16 protein-coding genes and 1 pseudogene are annotated in these 17,536 nt (G+C 55.2%); 3 read left to right on the top strand and 14 right to left on the bottom strand.

Translation table 11 applies throughout. The features are described from left to right. Positions 1–3: 3 nt before the first annotated feature. From holB to yceD, 12 genes are all read right to left on the bottom strand, one after another. Entirely contained in the window at positions 4–1,008 is a 1,005-nt protein-coding gene (holB, locus tag C3451_RS16740) for a DNA polymerase III subunit delta' (protein WP_022647744.1), read from the bottom strand. Next, on the bottom strand, positions 1,005–1,646 hold the full coding sequence (tmk, locus tag C3451_RS16735; RefSeq protein ID WP_045622620.1) for a dTMP kinase: 642 nt from the start codon (positions 1,644–1,646) through the stop codon (positions 1,005–1,007). Before tmk ends, holB begins: the two co-directional genes overlap by 4 nt. Next, the gene (gene yceG / locus C3451_RS16730; RefSeq protein WP_023305870.1) at positions 1,636–2,658 is read right to left on the bottom strand and encodes a cell division protein YceG; all 1,023 of its coding nucleotides are present in this window, start codon (positions 2,656–2,658) and stop codon (positions 1,636–1,638) included. Before yceG ends, tmk begins: the two co-directional genes overlap by 11 nt. Positions 2,659–2,660: 2 nt before the next feature. Beyond that, positions 2,661–3,470 (bottom strand): aminodeoxychorismate lyase, encoded by an 810-nt coding sequence (gene pabC, locus C3451_RS16725; protein ID WP_045622621.1) that lies wholly within the window; start codon positions 3,468–3,470, stop codon positions 2,661–2,663. A gap of 120 nt (positions 3,471–3,590) precedes the next feature. After that, positions 3,591–4,832: a beta-ketoacyl-ACP synthase II gene (gene fabF / locus C3451_RS16720; RefSeq protein WP_022647740.1), complete on the bottom strand. Its 1,242-nt coding sequence runs from the start codon at positions 4,830–4,832 to the stop codon at positions 3,591–3,593. A gap of 91 nt (positions 4,833–4,923) precedes the next feature. Next, complete coding sequence (gene acpP, locus C3451_RS16715; RefSeq protein ID WP_003857954.1) at positions 4,924–5,160, bottom strand: acyl carrier protein; 237 nt, start codon at positions 5,158–5,160, stop codon at positions 4,924–4,926. 154 nt (positions 5,161–5,314) lie between these two features. Beyond that, positions 5,315–6,049 carry a 3-oxoacyl-ACP reductase FabG gene (gene fabG, locus C3451_RS16710; RefSeq protein WP_022647739.1) on the bottom strand — a complete coding sequence of 245 codons (735 nt, stop codon included), beginning with the start codon at positions 6,047–6,049 and terminating at the stop codon, positions 5,315–5,317. A gap of 12 nt (positions 6,050–6,061) precedes the next feature. Continuing rightward, on the bottom strand, positions 6,062–6,991 hold the full coding sequence (gene fabD, locus C3451_RS16705) for an ACP S-malonyltransferase (protein ID WP_045622623.1): 930 nt from the start codon (positions 6,989–6,991) through the stop codon (positions 6,062–6,064). 15 nt (positions 6,992–7,006) lie between these two features. After that, on the bottom strand, positions 7,007–7,960 hold the full coding sequence (locus C3451_RS16700) for a beta-ketoacyl-ACP synthase III (protein ID WP_003857960.1): 954 nt from the start codon (positions 7,958–7,960) through the stop codon (positions 7,007–7,009). Positions 7,961–7,966: 6 nt separating this feature from the next. Further along, on the bottom strand, positions 7,967–9,001 hold the full coding sequence (gene plsX, locus C3451_RS16695) for a phosphate acyltransferase PlsX (RefSeq protein WP_152811225.1): 1,035 nt from the start codon (positions 8,999–9,001) through the stop codon (positions 7,967–7,969). Between the two features lie 81 nt (positions 9,002–9,082). Continuing rightward, positions 9,083–9,256: a 50S ribosomal protein L32 gene (rpmF, locus tag C3451_RS16690; RefSeq protein WP_003857964.1), complete on the bottom strand. Its 174-nt coding sequence runs from the start codon at positions 9,254–9,256 to the stop codon at positions 9,083–9,085. 16 nt (positions 9,257–9,272) lie between these two features. Beyond that, on the bottom strand, positions 9,273–9,794 hold the full coding sequence (gene yceD / locus C3451_RS16685; RefSeq protein WP_003857966.1) for a 23S rRNA accumulation protein YceD: 522 nt from the start codon (positions 9,792–9,794) through the stop codon (positions 9,273–9,275). 140 nt (positions 9,795–9,934) lie between these two features. On the opposite strand from yceD, the gene C3451_RS16680 reads away from it, so the two are divergent. Further along, positions 9,935–10,519, top strand: a complete 585-nt coding sequence (locus C3451_RS16680) for a nucleoside triphosphate pyrophosphatase (RefSeq protein WP_032624478.1) — start codon at positions 9,935–9,937, stop codon at positions 10,517–10,519. A gap of 79 nt (positions 10,520–10,598) precedes the next feature. Here C3451_RS16680 and rluC read toward each other — a convergent pair whose 3' ends face one another. After that, entirely contained in the window at positions 10,599–11,546 is a 948-nt protein-coding gene (gene rluC, locus C3451_RS16675; protein WP_041907418.1) for a 23S rRNA pseudouridine(955/2504/2580) synthase RluC, read from the bottom strand. A gap of 570 nt (positions 11,547–12,116) precedes the next feature. Between rluC and rne the strand changes: the two genes are divergently transcribed. Beyond that, a complete protein-coding gene (rne, locus tag C3451_RS16665) occupies positions 12,117–15,224 on the top strand; it encodes a ribonuclease E (RefSeq protein WP_023305866.1) in 3,108 nt (1,035 codons plus the stop codon). A 40-nt stretch (positions 15,225–15,264) separates the two neighbouring features. Here the strand turns inward: rne and C3451_RS16660 are convergent, their stop codons facing one another. Beyond that, positions 15,265–16,203 carry a LysR family transcriptional regulator gene (locus tag C3451_RS16660; RefSeq protein ID WP_023299793.1) on the bottom strand — a complete coding sequence of 313 codons (939 nt, stop codon included), beginning with the start codon at positions 16,201–16,203 and terminating at the stop codon, positions 15,265–15,267. A gap of 109 nt (positions 16,204–16,312) precedes the next feature. Between C3451_RS16660 and C3451_RS16655 the strand changes: the two are divergent. Then, positions 16,313–17,524: pseudogene (locus C3451_RS16655) on the top strand (MFS transporter). Positions 17,525–17,536 lie beyond the last annotated feature (12 nt).

The raw sequence follows: 17,536 nt of genomic DNA, 5'->3' as shown, positions 1-17,536 counted from the left end.
CTCTCAGAGGTGGGAAACCGGCGGTATGACGCCCGGTTGCAGGTAGTGTTCAATACGCAGTAACTGGTCAGTCAGTAAAAGCTCGCGATTGAGACCGGTTACCGTCAAAAGTTGTTCACGACTCTGGCAGATATCATGAAGGATAGCGTGCAGTGACTGCCCTGACAGGCGATTCGCCAGCGTGGTGACCAGCGCCCACACGTCAGGGTTAGTCAGAAGCGTAGCCCCCTGCTGGATTTTGAGCGCATCCAGCAGCAGTGCGGCCAGCCAGTGCAGCCGTTCCGGAGCCTGATCGCTGTTCAGCGCTGGCAGCACGCTCAGCCAGTCATGGCTGTCGAGGGCTGATTCAACCGCACGACACAGCGTTTCACGCTGGGACCACACCTCGGGCTGTAATAAGGCCAGCGCAGCCGCAGGCGCACCGCTGCACAGGCGCAACGCTGAGAGCGCCGCGTCTTGTGACACCGTCACTTCCCGCTCAAGCCAGGCGAGTGCCCAGGATTCCTGAGGGACAGCAAGGTGGTGAAGACGGCAGCGACTGCGCAGTGTCGCCAGCAAGCGTTCCGGCTCGCGGCAGGAGAGGAAAAACCAGGTGTTTTCTGGCGGCTCTTCCAGGGTTTTTAACAGCGCGTTGGCTGCGGCTTCCGTGAGCAGCGCGGCGTCTTTCAGCCACACCACTTTCGCCCCCCCCAGACGCGCATATTCGTACAGTTTCTCACTGACCTCACGCACCGCGTCGATACCGAGCGTATTTTTGCCCTTCTCAGGTTCGAGGGTGTAATAGTCAGGATGCGTGCCCGCCTGCATGAGCTGGCAACCCCGGCACTTACCGCAGCTTTTATGTCCTTCCGGCTGTTGGCACATCAGAAAGCGGGTGATGGCGTAAATCAACGCATCATCACCCATTCCCGGCAGCGCCTGGATCAGTAACGCATGATGCCCCCGACCAACCTGATAGCTGCCGATCAGCTGTTCAAAGTGTGGGCGCAACCATGGATACCATTTCATGCCTGCTGCTCCTGTAGCCACTGCGTAACGGTCTGCTGAATATCACATGTAACGTCTTCAAGGGATTGCGTCGCATCGATGGTACGAATGGTCTTGTCCTGCCCGGCCAGTTCCAGATAACGCGCACGGGTGCGGTTAAAGAAATCAAAAGACTCCTGTTCGATGCGGTCCAGTTCGCCGCGGGCACGGGCGCGCTTCAGGCCCACCTCAGGGGTCACGTCCAGATACAGCGTCAGGTCAGGACGGAAATCGCCCAGAACCGCGTCGCGAAGCGTAGCCAGCATGGTCTGATCGATACCCCGGCCACCGCCCTGATACGCCTGGGTTGAGAGATCGTGGCGATCGCCAATCACCCATTTGCCTTCTGCCAGAGCGGGTTTGATCACCGTCTCCACCAGCTGAACGCGCGCCGCATAGAACATCAGCACTTCCGCTTTGTCGGTAATAACTTCATCGCCAACGGATTTGATATCCAGAACCAGGCTGCGCAGTTTTTCCGCCAGCTGCGTACCGCCCGGCTCGCGGGTGAAGACCATGTCGGCGACGCCAAGCGATTTCAGCGTATCCACCACCACGTTACGGGCGGTGGTTTTGCCCGCCCCTTCGAGTCCCTCAATGACAATGTATTTACTGCGCATTTTTTTCCTTAAGTGCCTTCAGATAGTCCTGAACGGAGCGATTGTGACTGGCCAGGTTGGTATTGAACGTATGCCCCCCTTTTCCGTCAGCCACAAAATAGAGATACGGCGTTTTGGCCGGGTGCGCGGCGGCCTTCAACGATGCTTCACTCGGCGTCGCAATCGGCCCAGGCGGCAGGCCGCTAATCACGTAGGTATTATACGCCGTTGGCGTTTCCAGATCTTTTCTGGAAATCCTGCCGTTGTAGTTTTCGCCCATGCCGTAGATGACGGTAGGATCAGTTTGCAAACGCATGCCGATGCGCAGACGGTTAATAAACACCGAGGCAACCTGGTCACGTTCGGCAGCAACGGCCGTCTCTTTCTCGATGATCGAGGCCATCGTCATGAACTGGTTTTGATCTTTATAAGGCAGGCCCTCTGCTCGCCCTTTCCACGCAGCGTCTACCGCCGCGACCATTTTGTTGTGCGCTCGCTTCAGAATTGCCACATCCGTCGTGCCTGCCGTATACATCCACGTATCGGGCCAGAACCAGCCTTCCACCCACTCGGGATGTTCGAATTTTAAGGCGTCTGCCACGGTCTGGTAGCGGTCATCTTTCAGCGTATGCTTGATGTACGGCGCGTCACGCAGTTGCCTGAGATAATCGCTCAGACGCATACCTTCCACAAAACGCAATGGGAACTGGGCTTCTTTACCACTCTCCAGCAGTTGCAGCATCTCGCGCACGGTCATGCCAGGGGTGAAACGATAGGTACCGGCCTTGAAATGGGACAGGTCCGGCTGAATACGCAGCAGCCACTGGAATACGCGTGGACGATTGATAATTTTGTCGTCATACAGCTGCTGACCAAGCGCCTGCCGCCCGGTCCCCGCTTTCAGGGTAAAAATCGTCTCGTCTTTAATCAGGATCTGACTTTCAGCCAGCTGACGGACTTTCCACACTCCCGCTCCGCCAGCGATTCCGAACGCAACGATAAGAAGGAGGACAAAGCGTAACATTTTCTTCATGACTACCTGGTTTGCTCACATAACGGGGCCAGAAACTGGAACAGCTCGCGGGATGACCAGCACTTGCGGTCATAAGCGCGAACGGGGACAACGGGCATCAGCGCATTGCAGATAACAACTTCTTCGGCAGCCAGCAGCGCCTCTTCCTTAGCGTTAACTTCGACAACGCGAAAGCCTGCGCGTGCCAGCTGTTGCAAACAAAACTGCCGCATAATGCCGTTGACTCCGGCCTGCTCCAGCGAAGGCGTGAATACGTCACTGCCCTTCCGCCAGAGTAAATTAGCCGCACAGCATTCCGTAATGTACCCTTCGCTGTCAAGAACCAGCGCCTCCCCGGCCTCCGTCTGCTCAAGATGAGTACGAATAAGCACCTGTTCAAGACGGTTAAGATGCTTTATGCCAGCGAGCATCGGGTTTCGCCCCAGACGTACCGGGCTAAGCGCCAGGACTACGCCCTCATCACGCCAGTGCGCGTAATGGGAAGGATAATCTGAAACGGAAAGGATCCGCGCAGGATGCTGGCAGGCAGAACCGCTATAGCCCCGACCACCGCTGCCGCGGCTGATAATGACTTTCAGGACGCCGCTTGCTTTATGTGACGCCAGCCGACGCATTTCACTTTCAAGAATGTCCCACTGCGAGAAGGGGATAAGTAATGCTTCACAGGCTTTTTGTAAACGAAGGATATGGGCCCCGAGCAGGCACACGCCACCGTCGAGAATACGCGCGGTCGTGAAACAGCCATCGCCAAACTGGGTCGCCCTGTCGCTTGCCGGCAGCATTTCTTGCTCAAGGCCATTAATTAAAAACATAGTGGCTCCTTATGCATGGAGGCTCAGTCTGGCAGGATGTGGTTAGCCGGACAAGGGGATATCACCTAATAAAAAAGGCCCGGCAAGCGGACCTTTATTATCGTCAGCGACTAACCAGACTCAGACCTTTTTGAAGATCAGAGAACCGTTAGTCCCACCGAAGCCGAAGGAGTTACACAGGGTGTACTCCATACCGCTAACCTGGCGCGCTTCGTGGGGAACGAAGTCCAGATCGCAACCTTCATCTGGATTATCCAGGTTGATGGTTGGCGGTACAGCCTGATCGCGCAGCGCGAGAATAGAGTAGATTGATTCTACTGCACCCGCCGCACCCAGGAGGTGACCGGTCATGGATTTCGTGGAGCTCACCAGTACACGGCTGGCAGATTCGCCGAAGATAGACTTAACCGCCTGCGCTTCTGCTTTATCGCCCGCAGGGGTAGATGTCCCGTGCGCGTTAACGTAGCCAATCTGTGCCGGCGTAATGCCCGCATCACGGATGGCGTTTTCCATCGCCAGAGCAGCACCTGCGCCGTTCTCTGGAGGAGACGTCATGTGGTAAGCATCGCTGCTCATGCCAAAGCCAACAACTTCAGCATAAATTTTCGCGCCACGTTTTTTCGCGTGTTCGTACTCTTCCAGTACGATCATGCCTGCACCGTCACCCAGCACGAAACCATCACGGTCTTTATCCCACGGACGGCTCGCCGCCTGAGGATTATCGTTTCGGGTAGAGAGCGCACGCGCTGCACCGAAGCCACCGACGCCCAGCGGGGTACTGGCTTTTTCAGCACCGCCCGCAACCATAGCATCTGCATCGCCGTACGCGATGATACGCGCGGCCTGGCCGATGTTATGCACGCCAGACGTACAGGCTGTCGCGATTGAGATGCTTGGGCCACGCAGGCCGAACATAATGGTCAGGTGACCTGCCACCATGTTTACAATCGTAGACGGAACGAAGAACGGGCTGATTTTACGCGGGCCGCCATTCACCAGAGATGTATGGTTTTCCTCGATCAGGCCAAGACCGCCAATCCCGGAGCCGATAGCAGCGCCGATACGGGTAGCGTTCTCTTCCGTAATCTCAAGGCCAGAATCCTGCATGGCCTGAACGCCAGCGACAATTCCATATTGAATGAAGGCATCCATCTTGCGCTGTTCTTTGCGCGAGATGATCTCTTCACAGTTAAAATCCTTTACTAAGCCAGCAAATTTCGTTGCATAGGCGCTAGTATCGAAATGGTCGATTAGGCTGATGCCGCTCTGACCGGCAAGGAGAGCTTTCCAGGTGGACTCTACGGTATTGCCGACAGGAGACAACATGCCAAGTCCGGTCACAACTACACGACGCTTAGACACGTTTGTCCTCCAGGGAGGGATAAAAAAAGAGATTCGTGGGACTACAAAAGATAAAACTCAGGCGGTCGAATGACCGCCTGGAGATGTTCACTTACGCCTGGTGACCGTTGATGTAATCAATGGCAGCCTGAACGGTGGTGATTTTCTCAGCTTCTTCGTCCGGAATCTCAGTATCAAACTCTTCTTCCAGAGCCATTACCAGCTCAACGGTGTCAAGAGAATCTGCGCCCAGGTCTTCAACAAAGGAAGCGGAGTTCACAACTTCTTCCTGCTTAACGCCCAGCTGTTCGCCGATAATTTTCTTAACGCGTTCTTCGATAGTGCTCATACTCTTAAATTTCCTATCAAAACTCGCTTTCGCGATGGTTTTCGTAGTGTATAAAATGTTGAAAAATTTGCAACTAAATCCCGGCAGGTCTTACCACGATTTTACGTTATTTTGAGGCCATTTGCCCAAATAACGCAAATATTTTCGATCGTGATTAAACCATGTACATCCCGCCGTTGACGTGGAGGGTTTCACCAGTGATGTAACCCGCTTCGTCAGAGGCTAAAAATGCAACCGCGCTGGCGATTTCTTTAGGGTCGCCAAGACGACCCGCTGGAACTGCCGCCAGCGTACCCGCACGCTGATCATCGGTCAGCGCACGCGTCATGTCCGTTTCAATAAAGCCCGGAGCAACAACGTTTACAGTAATTCCGCGGGACGCGACTTCGCGCGCCAGCGACTTACTGAAACCGATCAGACCTGCTTTCGCCGCAGCGTAGTTAGCCTGACCAGCATTTCCCATGGTACCAACCACAGAACCTACAGTGATAATACGTCCATGACGCTTTTTCATCATAGCGCGCATTACCGCTTTTGACAGTCGGAATACCGATGACAGGTTGGTTTCGATAATATCGTTCCACTCATCATCTTTCATTCGCATCAACAGGTTGTCGCGAGTGATCCCGGCATTATTGACCAGAATATCCACTTCGCCAAACTCTGCGCGAATATTTTCCAGAACAGATTCGATAGATGCTGGTTCAGTCACATTCAGTACCAGACCTTTGCCGTTCGCACCCAGATACTCGCTGATGGCCTGTGCGCCATTCTCGCTGGTCGCAGTCCCGATCACCGTCGCGCCGCGCGCAACCAGTGTTTCAGCAATAGCACGCCCGATACCGCGGCTTGCGCCGGTCACCAGGGCAATTTTTCCTTCAAAACTCATGGTATTCCTCTTTTATTGCGAGAGTGCCGCTTTCATTGCTTCCGGCTCGTTAATCGCCGAGGCAGTCAGGGTGTCTACAATACGTTTTGTCAGACCGGTAAGTACCTTACCTGGACCGACTTCATACAGATGTTCAACGCCCTGAGACGCCATAAATTCAACGGTTTTGGTCCACTGAACTGGGCTGTAGAGCTGGCGAACCAGCGCGTTACGGATAGCCTCCGGCGCGGTTTCGCACTTGACATCGACGTTATTCACAACGGAAATCGTCGGTGCGTTAAAGGTCATTTTTTCCAGCTCAACCGCCAGCTTATCGGCAGCGGGCTTCATCAGCGCACAGTGAGACGGCACGCTCACCGGCAGCGGCAGTGCACGTTTTGCACCCGCAGCTTTACAGGCAGCGCCTGCACGCTCAACCGCTTCTTTATGACCCGCGATAACGACCTGGCCTGGCGAGTTAAAGTTTACCGGAGAAACGACCTGACCTTCAGCAGATTCTTCACAGGCTTTAGCAATAGAAGCATCATCCAGACCGATGATGGCAGACATGCCGCCCGTGCCTTCTGGCACCGCTTCCTGCATAAACTTACCACGCAATTCAACCAGACGGACCGCGTCAGCGAAGGCAATCACTCCTGCGCAGACCAGCGCAGAGTATTCACCCAGGCTATGACCCGCCATCAGCGCCGGCGTTTTGCCGCCCTGCTGCTGCCATACGCGCCACAATGCGACGGAGGCTGCCAGCAGTGCCGGTTGAGTCTGCCAGGTTTTGTTCAGCTCTTCAGCTGGGCCCTGCTGGGTCAGCGCCCACAGATCATAACCCAGCGCGTCAGAAGCTTCACGGAAAGTCTCTTCAATAACCGGATAGTTTGCTGCCATTTCAGACAACATCCCAACAGTTTGTGAGCCCTGTCCCGGGAACATAAAAGCAAATTGCGTCATTTTTTAATCCTTATCCTAGAAACGAACCAGCGCGGAACCCCAGGTGAACCCGCCACCAAAGGCTTCAAGCAAGACCAGTTGGCCCCGTTTAATTCGTCCATCGCGTACCGCTTCGTCAAATGCGCACGGTACCGATGCCGCAGAGGTGTTGCCGTGGCGATCAAGCGTCACCACAACGTTATCCATAGACATGCCCAACTTCTTCGCCGTCGCGCTGATAATACGCAGGTTAGCCTGATGCGGTACCAGCCAGTCGAGTGCGGCGCGATCCAGATTGTTCGCTTCCAGCGTCTCATCAACAATGTGAGCGAGTTCGGTCACGGCCACCTTGAACACTTCATTACCCGCCATTGTCAGGTAAATCGAACTGTCCGGATTAACGCGATCGGCGTTAGGCAGCGTTAACAGCTCGCCGTAGCGACCGTCAGCGTGCAGGTGCGTGGAGATAATGCCTGGTTCTTCGGACTGCCCCAGCAGTACCGCGCCCGCGCCATCGCCAAAAATAATGATTGTGCCGCGATCGGTTGGATCGCAGGTACGCGCCAGCACATCAGCACCGATCACCAGCGCATATTTTACGGCACCCGATTTAACATACTGATCGGCGATGCTCAGCGCATAGGTGAAACCCGCGCACGCCGCTGCAACATCAAATGCCGGGCAGCCTTTGATGCCGAGCATGTTCTGCACCTGGCACGCTGCGCTTGGGAAGGCATGCGTGGCAGATGTTGTCGCCACCACAATAAGCCCGATCTGTTCTTTATCAATGCCAGCCATCTCAAGCGCTCGCTGAGCGGCTTCGTAGCCCATGGTGGACACAGTTTCGTCTGGCGCGGCGATACGACGTTCACGGATACCTGTGCGCGTGACAATCCACTCGTCAGACGTATCTACCATTTTTTCAAGATCGGCGTTGGTACGCACTTGTTTTGGCAGGTAGCTGCCGGTACCTAAAATCTTCGTATACATGTACGCTCAGTCACTTTTAGCTAATACAGATCCCAGGCGAGCGGCAATCCTCTGAGGGACTTGTCGCTGCACCGCCTGCACTGCCTGTTCAATCGCGACGGTAAATGCTCGCTGATTGGCGGCGCCATGACTCTTAATCACGATGCCGCGCAATCCTAACAGACAGGCGCCATTATACTGGTCGGGGTTGAGGTGACTGAATCGCCGCGTCAGGCTTTTTTGTAACCAACGCTTTAATAAAATCAGCCACCAGGACCTTTTTTTACCTTCTCCCTGCGATTTCAGCAGAGAAAGGAACATTCGTACGACCCCTTCCATGGTCTTCAACGTCACGTTTCCGGTGAAGCCATCACACACTAATACATCCGTTTTGCCCGTCAGCAACTCATTGGCTTCGAGATAACCAATATAGTTGATGGAGGGAACCTGTTTGAGTATTTCCGCAGCGTCGCGGATACTGTCCAGGCCTTTGGTCTCTTCTTCACCAATATTCAATAACGCAACGCGGGGATTGGTAATCCCGACCACGTCTTCTGCCAGCACCGACCCCATCACGGCAAACTGAGCCAGCATTGTACTATCACAATCTACGTTAGCGCCCAGATCGAGCACCACCGTTTTGCCCTTCTGCTGATGCGGTAACACCGTCACCAGCGCCGGACGCTCAATGCCCTCAATCGGCTTGAGCAATAATTTCGACAGCCCCATCAGCGCGCCAGTATTTCCCGCGCTGACGCAAGCCTGCGCTCGCCCTTCTTTCACCAGCTCCAGCGCCATTCGCATAGAGCTGCCGCGGCTATTACGAATAGCCTGCGATGGCCGGGCATCACTGGCAATAACTGACTGCGCAGGAATAATCTGCAGACGCGAACGTTGTTCAAAGTCAGCTTTTGCAAGTAATGGCGTGATTGTGTCGGGATTACCGACTAAAAGAAGTGTGAGTTGCGAATTAGAATTCAGTGCCTGCAATGCTGCAGGCACTGTCACGGTAGGGCCAAAATCTCCCCCCATGACATCTAACGCCAGGGTTAGACGTGTCAAGGTATCGTCGCAGCCTGGTTCGGTAAACTCCCCGTTTTCACGGGGAAGTTCCTCACTAAGCCTAATCACGCTGACGCGTGATTACTTAGTGATAACCTTGCGGCCGCGGTAGAAACCGTCAGCGGTGATGTGGTGACGCAGGTGTTTCTCACCAGAAGTCTTGTCTACAGACAGGCTGGTAACTGCGGTCAGCGCGTCATGGGAACGACGCATGCCACGTTTGGAACGGGTTGGTTTATTCTGTTGTACGGCCATGGACCTTACTCCTCAATTACTTACGCTTTAAGCTGGCTAATACGGCAAATGGATTTGGTTTTTGCGCTTCATCAGGCAGTTCCCCAAAGACCATGTCCGCCTCGGACACTTCACAGTGTTCAGAATCATGCACCGGAACGACTGGCAGGGAGAGGATGACTTCATCTTCAACCAGCGCCAGAAGATCGATTTCACCGAATTCGTTAACCTCAATCGGTTCATACGCTTCCGGGAGTGCTTCAGCCTGTTCGTCAGAACGAACCGGACTGAAACAATACGTTGTGTGAACATGCTGTACAAACGGTTTCCCGCAGCGCTGACATTCGAGCGTTACCGTCACCTTTGCATCACCGGTTAAAACGGCGAGGCGCTGGTTGTCGATAGCGAACGACATGGAGCACTCTACATCACTGTCCACACTGACTACAGATTCGGCAATACGCTCAGCCTGATCGGAAGAATAGATTCCTTCGTAATCGAGGCGTTTTTGAGCCGTACGAACCGGATCAAGAGTCAGGGGTAATTTTACCTTTTGCATAGGGCGCGCATATTAACTTTGTAACGTCATAGAGTCAAAGAAAAAGGCAACCAGAGCTGCCTTTTGCCAATTATTCGCACACATTGCGGCCTGTAGTTTAAAATGGCTGGCATCGATACGCTATATCTGGTGATAAAAATATGCCAAATCTCGTCCTTGCTTCCACTTCACCTTATCGCCGAATGCTGCTGGAAAAGCTCGGGATCCCGTTTGAATGCGCCGCGCCGGAGGTGGATGAAACGCCACAGCCGGGCGAGTCACCGCGTCATCTGGTGACCCGTCTCGCGAAAGAGAAAGCACAGTCGCTGGCCGTACGTTACCCCGCTCATCTGATTATAGGCTCCGATCAGGTTTGTGTGCTGGGCGGCGAAATCACCGGTAAACCGCATACGGAAGAAAACGCCTGCCAGCAGCTTTTGCGTGCGCGAGGCAGTATCGTGACCTTTTATACCGGCCTGGCGCTTTATAATTCCGCCTCCGGTCATCTGCAAACCGAGTGCGAGCCATTTGATGTGCACTTCCGTCATCTCAGCGAGGAGGAGATTATGGATTACGTGCGTCGGGAACGTCCTCTGAACTGCGCAGGGAGTTTCAAAAGTGAAGGACTGGGAATTGCACTGTTCGACAAGCTGGACGGGCGGGATCCCAACACGCTGGTGGGGTTGCCGCTGATTGCGCTCTGCCAGATGTTAAGGCGAGAAGAGTGTAATCCGCTGACGATGTGATTTTTGCCCAGCAGCGCTTCGCTTGTATGGGCCTACGGGTTTCGTAGGCCGGGTAAGCGCAGCGCCACCCGGCACATAATCAGCCGCGCAGAACTTTCAGGCAGCGTTTCAACTGATCATCCAGCGGCGCTTCAATACGGATAACTTCACCGGTATTAGGATGGGTAAACTTCAGCGCTGCCGCATGCAGGAACAGACGCGACAGCCCCGTACCCGCCAACTGCTTATCAAACTCGCGATCGCCATAGCGATCGTCGAACGCAATCGGATGGCCTGCAAACTGGGTATGGACGCGAATCTGGTGAGTACGCCCCGTCACCGGACTACAGCGCACCAGCGTGGCGAATTCGTAGCGCTCTTCTACTTTAAATCGCGTCTCAGACGGTTTCCCTTCCTGATTTACACGAACAATGCGCTCACCGCTTTGCAGAATATTTTTCAGCAGCGGCGCCTGCACCACTTTCACGTGGGACTGCCACTGGCCGCGCACCAGCGCCAGATAATCTTTCTGCATCCCTTTTTCGCGCAGCTGTTCATGCAGGGAACGCAGTGCAGAACGTTTTTTCGCCACCAGCAGCACGCCTGAGGTATCACGGTCAAGACGGTGAACCAGTTCGAGGAAACGCGCTTCCGGGCGCAGCGCACGTAAACCTTCGATCACGCCGAAGCTCAGACCGCTCCCCCCGTGTACCGCCGTTCCGGACGGTTTATTCAGCACCAGAATGTGGTCGTCCTCATAAAGGATAACGTCGCTCAAAGCCGCGACTTTTTGCAGCTTCGGAGAAACGACCTCTTCTTCACGCTCTGCAACACGTACCGGTGGAATGCGGACTTCATCGCCCGCCTCGAGCTTGTACTCGGGCTTCACACGTTTTTTGTTCACCCGCACCTCACCCTTACGCAAGATGCGATAAATCATACTTTTTGGCACACCCTTCAATTGGGTGCGCAAAAAATTATCGATACGTTGCCCCGCCTCGTCGTCGGCGATGGCAACCATTTTTACGGCTGGAGTCTCTGTTTTCATGGTTGGCGATTCTAAATAGCGTCTGACATTAGCGCCACTCATTTTTCTATGCTTATATTTACTTTTATCCGGACCACTCCCCTTTCGCGCAATCGATTTGGTGGTTATTAAACCAATCACCCCGTTGAAGTGAAGAAACTGTGAGTAACCGGGTGATAATTGGTAAAAGTCATCTTGCTATAACCCGGCGAGCAGTGGAATAATGAATCCGTTTTCCGCGTTAAATCCGGGTTTTGTAAGGATGTCGACGGAATGACCAATTTTGTCTGACCGATCATCCACGCAGCAATGGCGTAAGACGTATTGATCTTTCAGGCAGTTAGCGGGCTGCGGGTTGCAGTACTTCCCGGTATAAGGATTGTTCTCTGGAGAGTTTTCCCAGGCAATTCCCCTGATAATTGCGCTGTGTTTCCCTATGAAATACAGGCAACCGACACTCTGCGCCTCTTAAGCGAGCGACAACCGTGAGGTTGGCGACGTGAATAGACACGAGGCCATCGGTTCATACCCCGGAAAGCGTCACCTTGCCCGCAGCTTTGTCGTCAATGTAAGAATAACGAGTAAGTTACGATGAAAAGAATGTTAATCAACGCAACTCAGCAAGAAGAGTTGCGTGTCGCCCTTGTGGATGGGCAGCGCCTGTACGATCTGGATATCGAAAGTCCTGGACACGAACAGAAAAAAGCGAACATTTACAAAGGCAAAATCACCCGCATTGAACCAAGCCTTGAAGCTGCATTTGTCGATTACGGTGCTGAGCGTCACGGTTTCCTTCCTCTCAAAGAAATCGCCCGCGAATATTTTCCTGCAAACTACAACTCCCATGGCCGTCCGAACATCAAAGATGTTCTGCGTGAAGGTCAGGAAGTTATCGTCCAGATCGATAAAGAAGAGCGTGGCAACAAAGGCGCCGCGCTGACCACCTTTATCAGTCTGGCAGGAAGCTATCTGGTATTGATGCCAAACAACCCGCGTGCGGGTGGCATCTCTCGCCGTATCGAAGGCGATGACCGTACCGAGCTGAAAGAAGCACTGGCAAGTCTTGAACTGCCAGACGGCATGGGCCTTATCGTGCGCACCGCAGGCGTTGGCAAATCTGCCGAAGCGTTGCAGTGGGACCTGAGCTTCCGCCTGAAACACTGGGAAGCCATCAAGAAAGCGGCAGAAAGCCGTGCTGCGCCGTTCCTGATCCACCAGGAAAGCAACGTCATCGTGCGTGCCTTCCGTGATTATCTGCGTCAGGACATCGGTGAAATTCTGATTGATAACCCGAAAGTGCTTGAGCTGGCTCGCCAGCACATCGCCGCACTGGGTCGCCCGGATTTCACCAGCAAAATTAAACTGTACACCGGTGAAATCCCGCTGTTCAGCCATTATCAGATTGAATCCCAGATCGAGTCTGCCTTCCAGCGTGAAGTGCGTCTGCCGTCCGGCGGTTCTATCGTTATCGATACCACCGAAGCGTTGACCGCCATCGACATCAACTCCGCGCGTGCAACCCGCGGCGGCGACATCGAAGAGACCGCCTTCAACACCAACCTTGAAGCCGCTGATGAAATCGCCCGCCAGCTCCGCCTGCGCGACCTGGGTGGTCTGATCGTTATCGACTTCATCGACATGACCCCGGTTCGCCACCAGCGTGCGGTTGAAAACCGTCTGCGTGAAGCGGTGCGCCAGGATCGCGCGCGTATCCAGATCAGCCATATTTCTCGCTTTGGCCTGCTGGAGATGTCCCGTCAGCGCCTCAGCCCGTCTCTGGGTGAGTCCAGCCATCACGTCTGCCCGCGCTGTTCCGGTACAGGTACCGTGCGTGACAATGAATCTCTCTCCCTCTCTATTCTGCGTCTGATTGAAGAAGAAGCGCTGAAAGAGAACACCAAAGAGGTTCACGCTATTGTTCCAGTGCCGATTGCCTCCTACCTGCTGAACGAAAAACGTGCAGCGGTGAGCGCAATCGAAGCGCGTCAGGGCGGCGTTCGCTGCATCATCGTGCCAAACGACGAGATGCAAACCCCGCACTATCACGTGCTGCGCGTGCGCAAAGGCGAAGAGACAAGCACCCTCAGCTACCTGCTGCCGAAGCTGCATGAAGAAGAAATGGCGCTGCCGTCTGATGAAGAGCCTGCCGAGCGTAAACTGCCTGAGCAGCCAGCTTTAGCGACCTTCATCATGCCGGAAGCACCGCCAGAAGCGACGCTGGAAAAACCAGCGGAAAAACCTGCTGTGCAGAAAGTGGCTCCTGCCGCGCCAAAAGCGCAGCCTGAGCAGCCTGGTCTCCTGAGCCGCATCATCGGTGCGCTGAAAAAAATGTTTGCCGCCGAAGAAGTTCAGCCTGAGGAGCCGAAAGAAGCGCCAAAAGAAGCGAAACCAGAGCGTCAGCAGGACCGTCGTAAGCGTCAGAACAACCGTCGCGACCGCAACGACCGTGGCGATCGTAATGAGCGCCGTGATAATCGTTCCGATAACAACGAAGGTCGTGAACAGCGCGAGGACAACCGTCGCAACCGTCGCGAGAAGCAACAGCAGAACGTTGAAGATCGTGAGATTCGCCAGCAGGCGGGCGATGAGTCCGAGAAGAGCAAACAACGTGACGAGCAGCAGCCTCGCCGCGAGCGTAACCGTCGTCGTAACGATGACAAACGCCAGGCTCAGCAGGAAGTCAAAAACCTGAATCGCGAAGCGCCTGTAGAACAGCAGGACACTGAGCAGGAAGAGCGTACTCAGGTTATGCCGCGTCGTAAGCAGCGCCAGCTGACCCAGAAAGTACGTGTGGGTGTTGTTCAGGCCGAAGAAAACGACGTTATCGCGGTTGAAGCGGCTGAAAGCACAACGGGCACTCAGGTTGCGAAAGTTGACCTGCCAGCCGTAGTGGAAAATCAGGTTGAGCAGGACGAAAGCAGCGAAAACCGTGATAACGCAGGTATGCCGCGTCGCTCCCGCCGTTCTCCACGCCATCTGCGCGTGAGCGGTCAGCGTCGCCGTCGTTATCGTGACGAGCGTTACCCGACCCAGTCTCCAATGCCAATGACCGTGGCGTGCGCGTCACCTGAGATGGCATCCGGTAAAGTCTGGATCCGTTATCCGGTTGCACGTCCGGAGCAGGCTGTTGAAGAACAGGCTGTGACCGAAGAGGTGATTGCACCGGTCGTCGCGGTGGAAGACGTCGTGACTGAAGCGGCAACCGTGGTCGAACCGCAGGTTGTTGAAACAGCGCCGCCGCAGGCTGTGGAAGTGGAAACGACCCATCCTGAAGTGATTGCTGCGCCGGTTGATGCCGCACCGCAGATCATTGCCGAAGAAGATACCGTGGTGGCTGAAGAAGTCGCGGAAGACGCTAAGCCTGTATCCGCAGCAGAAGAGCCCGCAGACGTTGCCGTCGAAACGGTGACGGAAGAGGTTGTTCAGGACGTCGAGATTCAGGTTGAACCTGTTGTCGAAGAGGTCAAAGCGCCTGAAGTGAAATCTGAGCCGGTTGAGATCGTTGAAGCTGTAGCGCCTGCTCACATTGCTACCGCGCCAATGACTCGTGCCCCGGCACCTGAGTACGTGCCTGAAGCACCACGCCATAGTGACTGGGTTCGTCCGGAATTCAACTTCGAAGGTAAAGGTGCTGCCGGTGGTCACAGTGCGACGCACATGGCTACTGCCCCAGCTACTCGTCCTCAGCCTGTTGAATAACGCACGCTAAGACTGAAAGCCGACCTTCGGGTCGGCTTTTTTATGGCTGTTGCAGGGGCTTTCTCATACCGGTGACCTCCGGCATTATCTGCCGCATCAGCTCCAGAAAACGCCGCAAGCGCGCCGGATAATAGCGTGACCAGGGATAAACCAGATGTACCGGTAGCGCTGCTGGCTGCCACTCTGGCAGTAAATGCACCAGTCGCCCTTCCCGAATATCATCCTGTACCGTCCAGCTGGATACCACCGCCACGCCTAGCCCGGTGAGTGCCGTATTGCGCGCTACATACAGGCTGTCGGTACTCAGGCGTGGCGTAATGGTAACTCTCGCCGGGGTGGGTGTTGCCTCGTGGAAGAGTTCCACATGGCGTTGATAAAAAGAGCTGATGGCAATCCAGGGGAGATGTTGCAGATCGTCCGGCGTGTTAACCGCGGGAAAACGGGCAAGGAGTGCCGGTGACGCTACCACCGAGCGCGGCACTTCAGCCAGTAGCACAGACACGGTTGCCGGATCGACTTCCACGCCCACCCGAATAGCACAGTCAAGGTTGTCGCCGAGGAAATCAACCGAGCGATCGTTAAGCATCCATTCGATTGAGAGTAGCGGATAGCGCTGCAAAAATTCGGTTAACGGTTTTAGTAGCTGATCCTGGCCAAACGCGTGAGGGGCGCGCACCCTCAGCACCCCGACCGGTTCATCTTCCGTCTGCCCCACCTCGTCTTCCAGCGCCAGCCAGCTGTCAATTACCCGTCGGGCATGCTGATAGCAACGTTCACCGTCATCGGTAAGCCGTGTGGTATGGGTTGTGCGCAGCATCAGGCGCACGCCCAGCATGGTTTCAAGCGACTGCAACCGTCGGCTCACCGTGGCCTGGGTTGTTGCCAGCTGACGTGCCGCCGCAGAAAGGGACCCCGCCTCCACAATGCGAACAAAGGTTCGCATCAGTTCTACACGATCTATACGCTCAGTCCGTTTCATATCATTTGCACCTATACGCTACACGTATAAGCGTTTTACCACCGCGCCCGCTACCGTCGCAAGGCGTACTGATAAAAAATAGCCGCACACGACGAATGAGGAACATCTTATGAACACAACCGCCACCCGGGCCATAAGCCGCTGGGTAATCTTAATGCTGGCGCTCGGTGCGGGCTTCAGCGTGGCATCCATCTATTATGCCCAGCCTCTGCTGCCGCTGATGGGCTCAGACCTGCACCTGAGCATCGAAGGCATGGGCATGGTCCCGACGCTCACCCAGGCGGGTTATGCCTTAGGTATCCTGTTTCTGCTCCCGCTCGGCGATCGTTATGACCGCAGAACGTTGATCCTGATAAAAAGTGCAGCTCTGGCGCTGTTCCTGCTGGGTTGTAGCCTGACCGGACAACTGCACTCCCTACTGCTCACCAGCCTGCTGATTGGCATGGCCGCCACCATGGCGCAGGATATTGTCCCGGCCGCAGCGATCCTCGCGCCGGAAGGCAAACAGGGAAAAACAGTCGGCACGGTGATGACCGGCCTGCTGCTGGGGATTTTGCTCTCCAGAACCGTGAGCGGCGTGGTGGGTGAAGCCTTTGGCTGGCGAGTGATGTATTAGCTGGCCGCCGCAAGCATTGCCTTTATCGGCGTGGTGATATGGGCCGTACTTCCCCGCTTCGCCGTTCATTCCACGCTGAGCTACCCGGCACTGATGCGCTCCATGGAACACCTCTGGCGTCGCTACCCGGCGCTGCGTCGGGCTGCGCTGGCTCAGGGTTTTCTGTCGATTGCCTTTAGTGCGTTCTGGTCGACGCTGGCGGTCATGCTGCTGGAACGGTATCACCTTGGCAGCGCCGTGGCGGGTGGTTTTGGTATTGCCGGAGCCGCAGGCGCGCTGGCCGCACCGCTGGCAGGCGGTCTGGCCGATAAGCTGGGCGCCGGTAAAGTGACCCAACTGGGTGCCGCGCTGGTGACCCTCTCGTTTGCTCTGATGTTCCTGATGCCAGCCCTGGGTGTACACGGCCAGTTGCTCCTGATTGCCCTCTCCGCGGTCGGTTTCGATCTCGGTTTGCAGTCCAGCCTCGTGGCGCACCAGAACCTGGTCTACAGCCTTGAGCCGCAGGCCCGTGGGCGCCTTAACGCCCTGCTGTTTACCGTCATTTTCATCGGAATGGCGCTGGGTTCGGCATTAGGCAGCAATATCTATACGCTGGCAGGCTGGACGGGCGTGGTAGCACTGGCAACCCTGTGTGGTGCCATTGCGCTGGCTATCAGAGTGATTGAAAGCGCCCGGGTGGTGTCCGCTCAGGCAGAAAGTGTGTAAAAAAAATGCCCA

The sequence above is a fragment of the Enterobacter sp. 301B genome, assembly GCF_003850715.1.
Taxonomy (GTDB): domain Bacteria; phylum Pseudomonadota; class Gammaproteobacteria; order Enterobacterales; family Enterobacteriaceae; genus Enterobacter; species Enterobacter intestinihominis.
Note: the sequence above shows the minus strand (reverse complement) of the source record. Positions and strands in the feature narration are given on the sequence as shown.

What these genes read in the sequence shown, in the direction of transcription:
- rpmF (WP_003857964.1), bottom strand. Translation starts at nt 9,256, where the DNA reads ATGGCCGTACAACAGAATAAACCAACCCGTTCCAAACGTGGCATGCGT.
- rne (WP_023305866.1), top strand. Translation starts at nt 12,117, where the DNA reads ATGAAAAGAATGTTAATCAACGCAACTCAGCAAGAAGAGTTGCGTGTC.
- fabD (WP_045622623.1), bottom strand. Translation starts at nt 6,991, where the DNA reads ATGACGCAATTTGCTTTTATGTTCCCGGGACAGGGCTCACAAACTGTT.
- yceD (WP_003857966.1), bottom strand. Translation starts at nt 9,794, where the DNA reads ATGCAAAAGGTAAAATTACCCCTGACTCTTGATCCGGTTCGTACGGCT.
- fabG (WP_022647739.1), bottom strand. Translation starts at nt 6,049, where the DNA reads ATGAGTTTTGAAGGAAAAATTGCCCTGGTGACCGGCGCAAGCCGCGGT.
- rluC (WP_041907418.1), bottom strand. Translation starts at nt 11,546, where the DNA reads ATGAAAACAGAGACTCCAGCCGTAAAAATGGTTGCCATCGCCGACGAC.
- C3451_RS16700 (WP_003857960.1), bottom strand. Translation starts at nt 7,960, where the DNA reads ATGTATACGAAGATTTTAGGTACCGGCAGCTACCTGCCAAAACAAGTG.
- tmk (WP_045622620.1), bottom strand. Translation starts at nt 1,646, where the DNA reads ATGCGCAGTAAATACATTGTCATTGAGGGACTCGAAGGGGCGGGCAAA.
- C3451_RS16680 (WP_032624478.1), top strand. Translation starts at nt 9,935, where the DNA reads ATGCCAAATCTCGTCCTTGCTTCCACTTCACCTTATCGCCGAATGCTG.
- yceG (WP_023305870.1), bottom strand. Translation starts at nt 2,658, where the DNA reads ATGAAGAAAATGTTACGCTTTGTCCTCCTTCTTATCGTTGCGTTCGGA.
- holB (WP_022647744.1), bottom strand. Translation starts at nt 1,008, where the DNA reads ATGAAATGGTATCCATGGTTGCGCCCACACTTTGAACAGCTGATCGGC.
- C3451_RS16660 (WP_023299793.1), bottom strand. Translation starts at nt 16,203, where the DNA reads ATGAAACGGACTGAGCGTATAGATCGTGTAGAACTGATGCGAACCTTT.
- acpP (WP_003857954.1), bottom strand. Translation starts at nt 5,160, where the DNA reads ATGAGCACTATCGAAGAACGCGTTAAGAAAATTATCGGCGAACAGCTG.
- pabC (WP_045622621.1), bottom strand. Translation starts at nt 3,470, where the DNA reads ATGTTTTTAATTAATGGCCTTGAGCAAGAAATGCTGCCGGCAAGCGAC.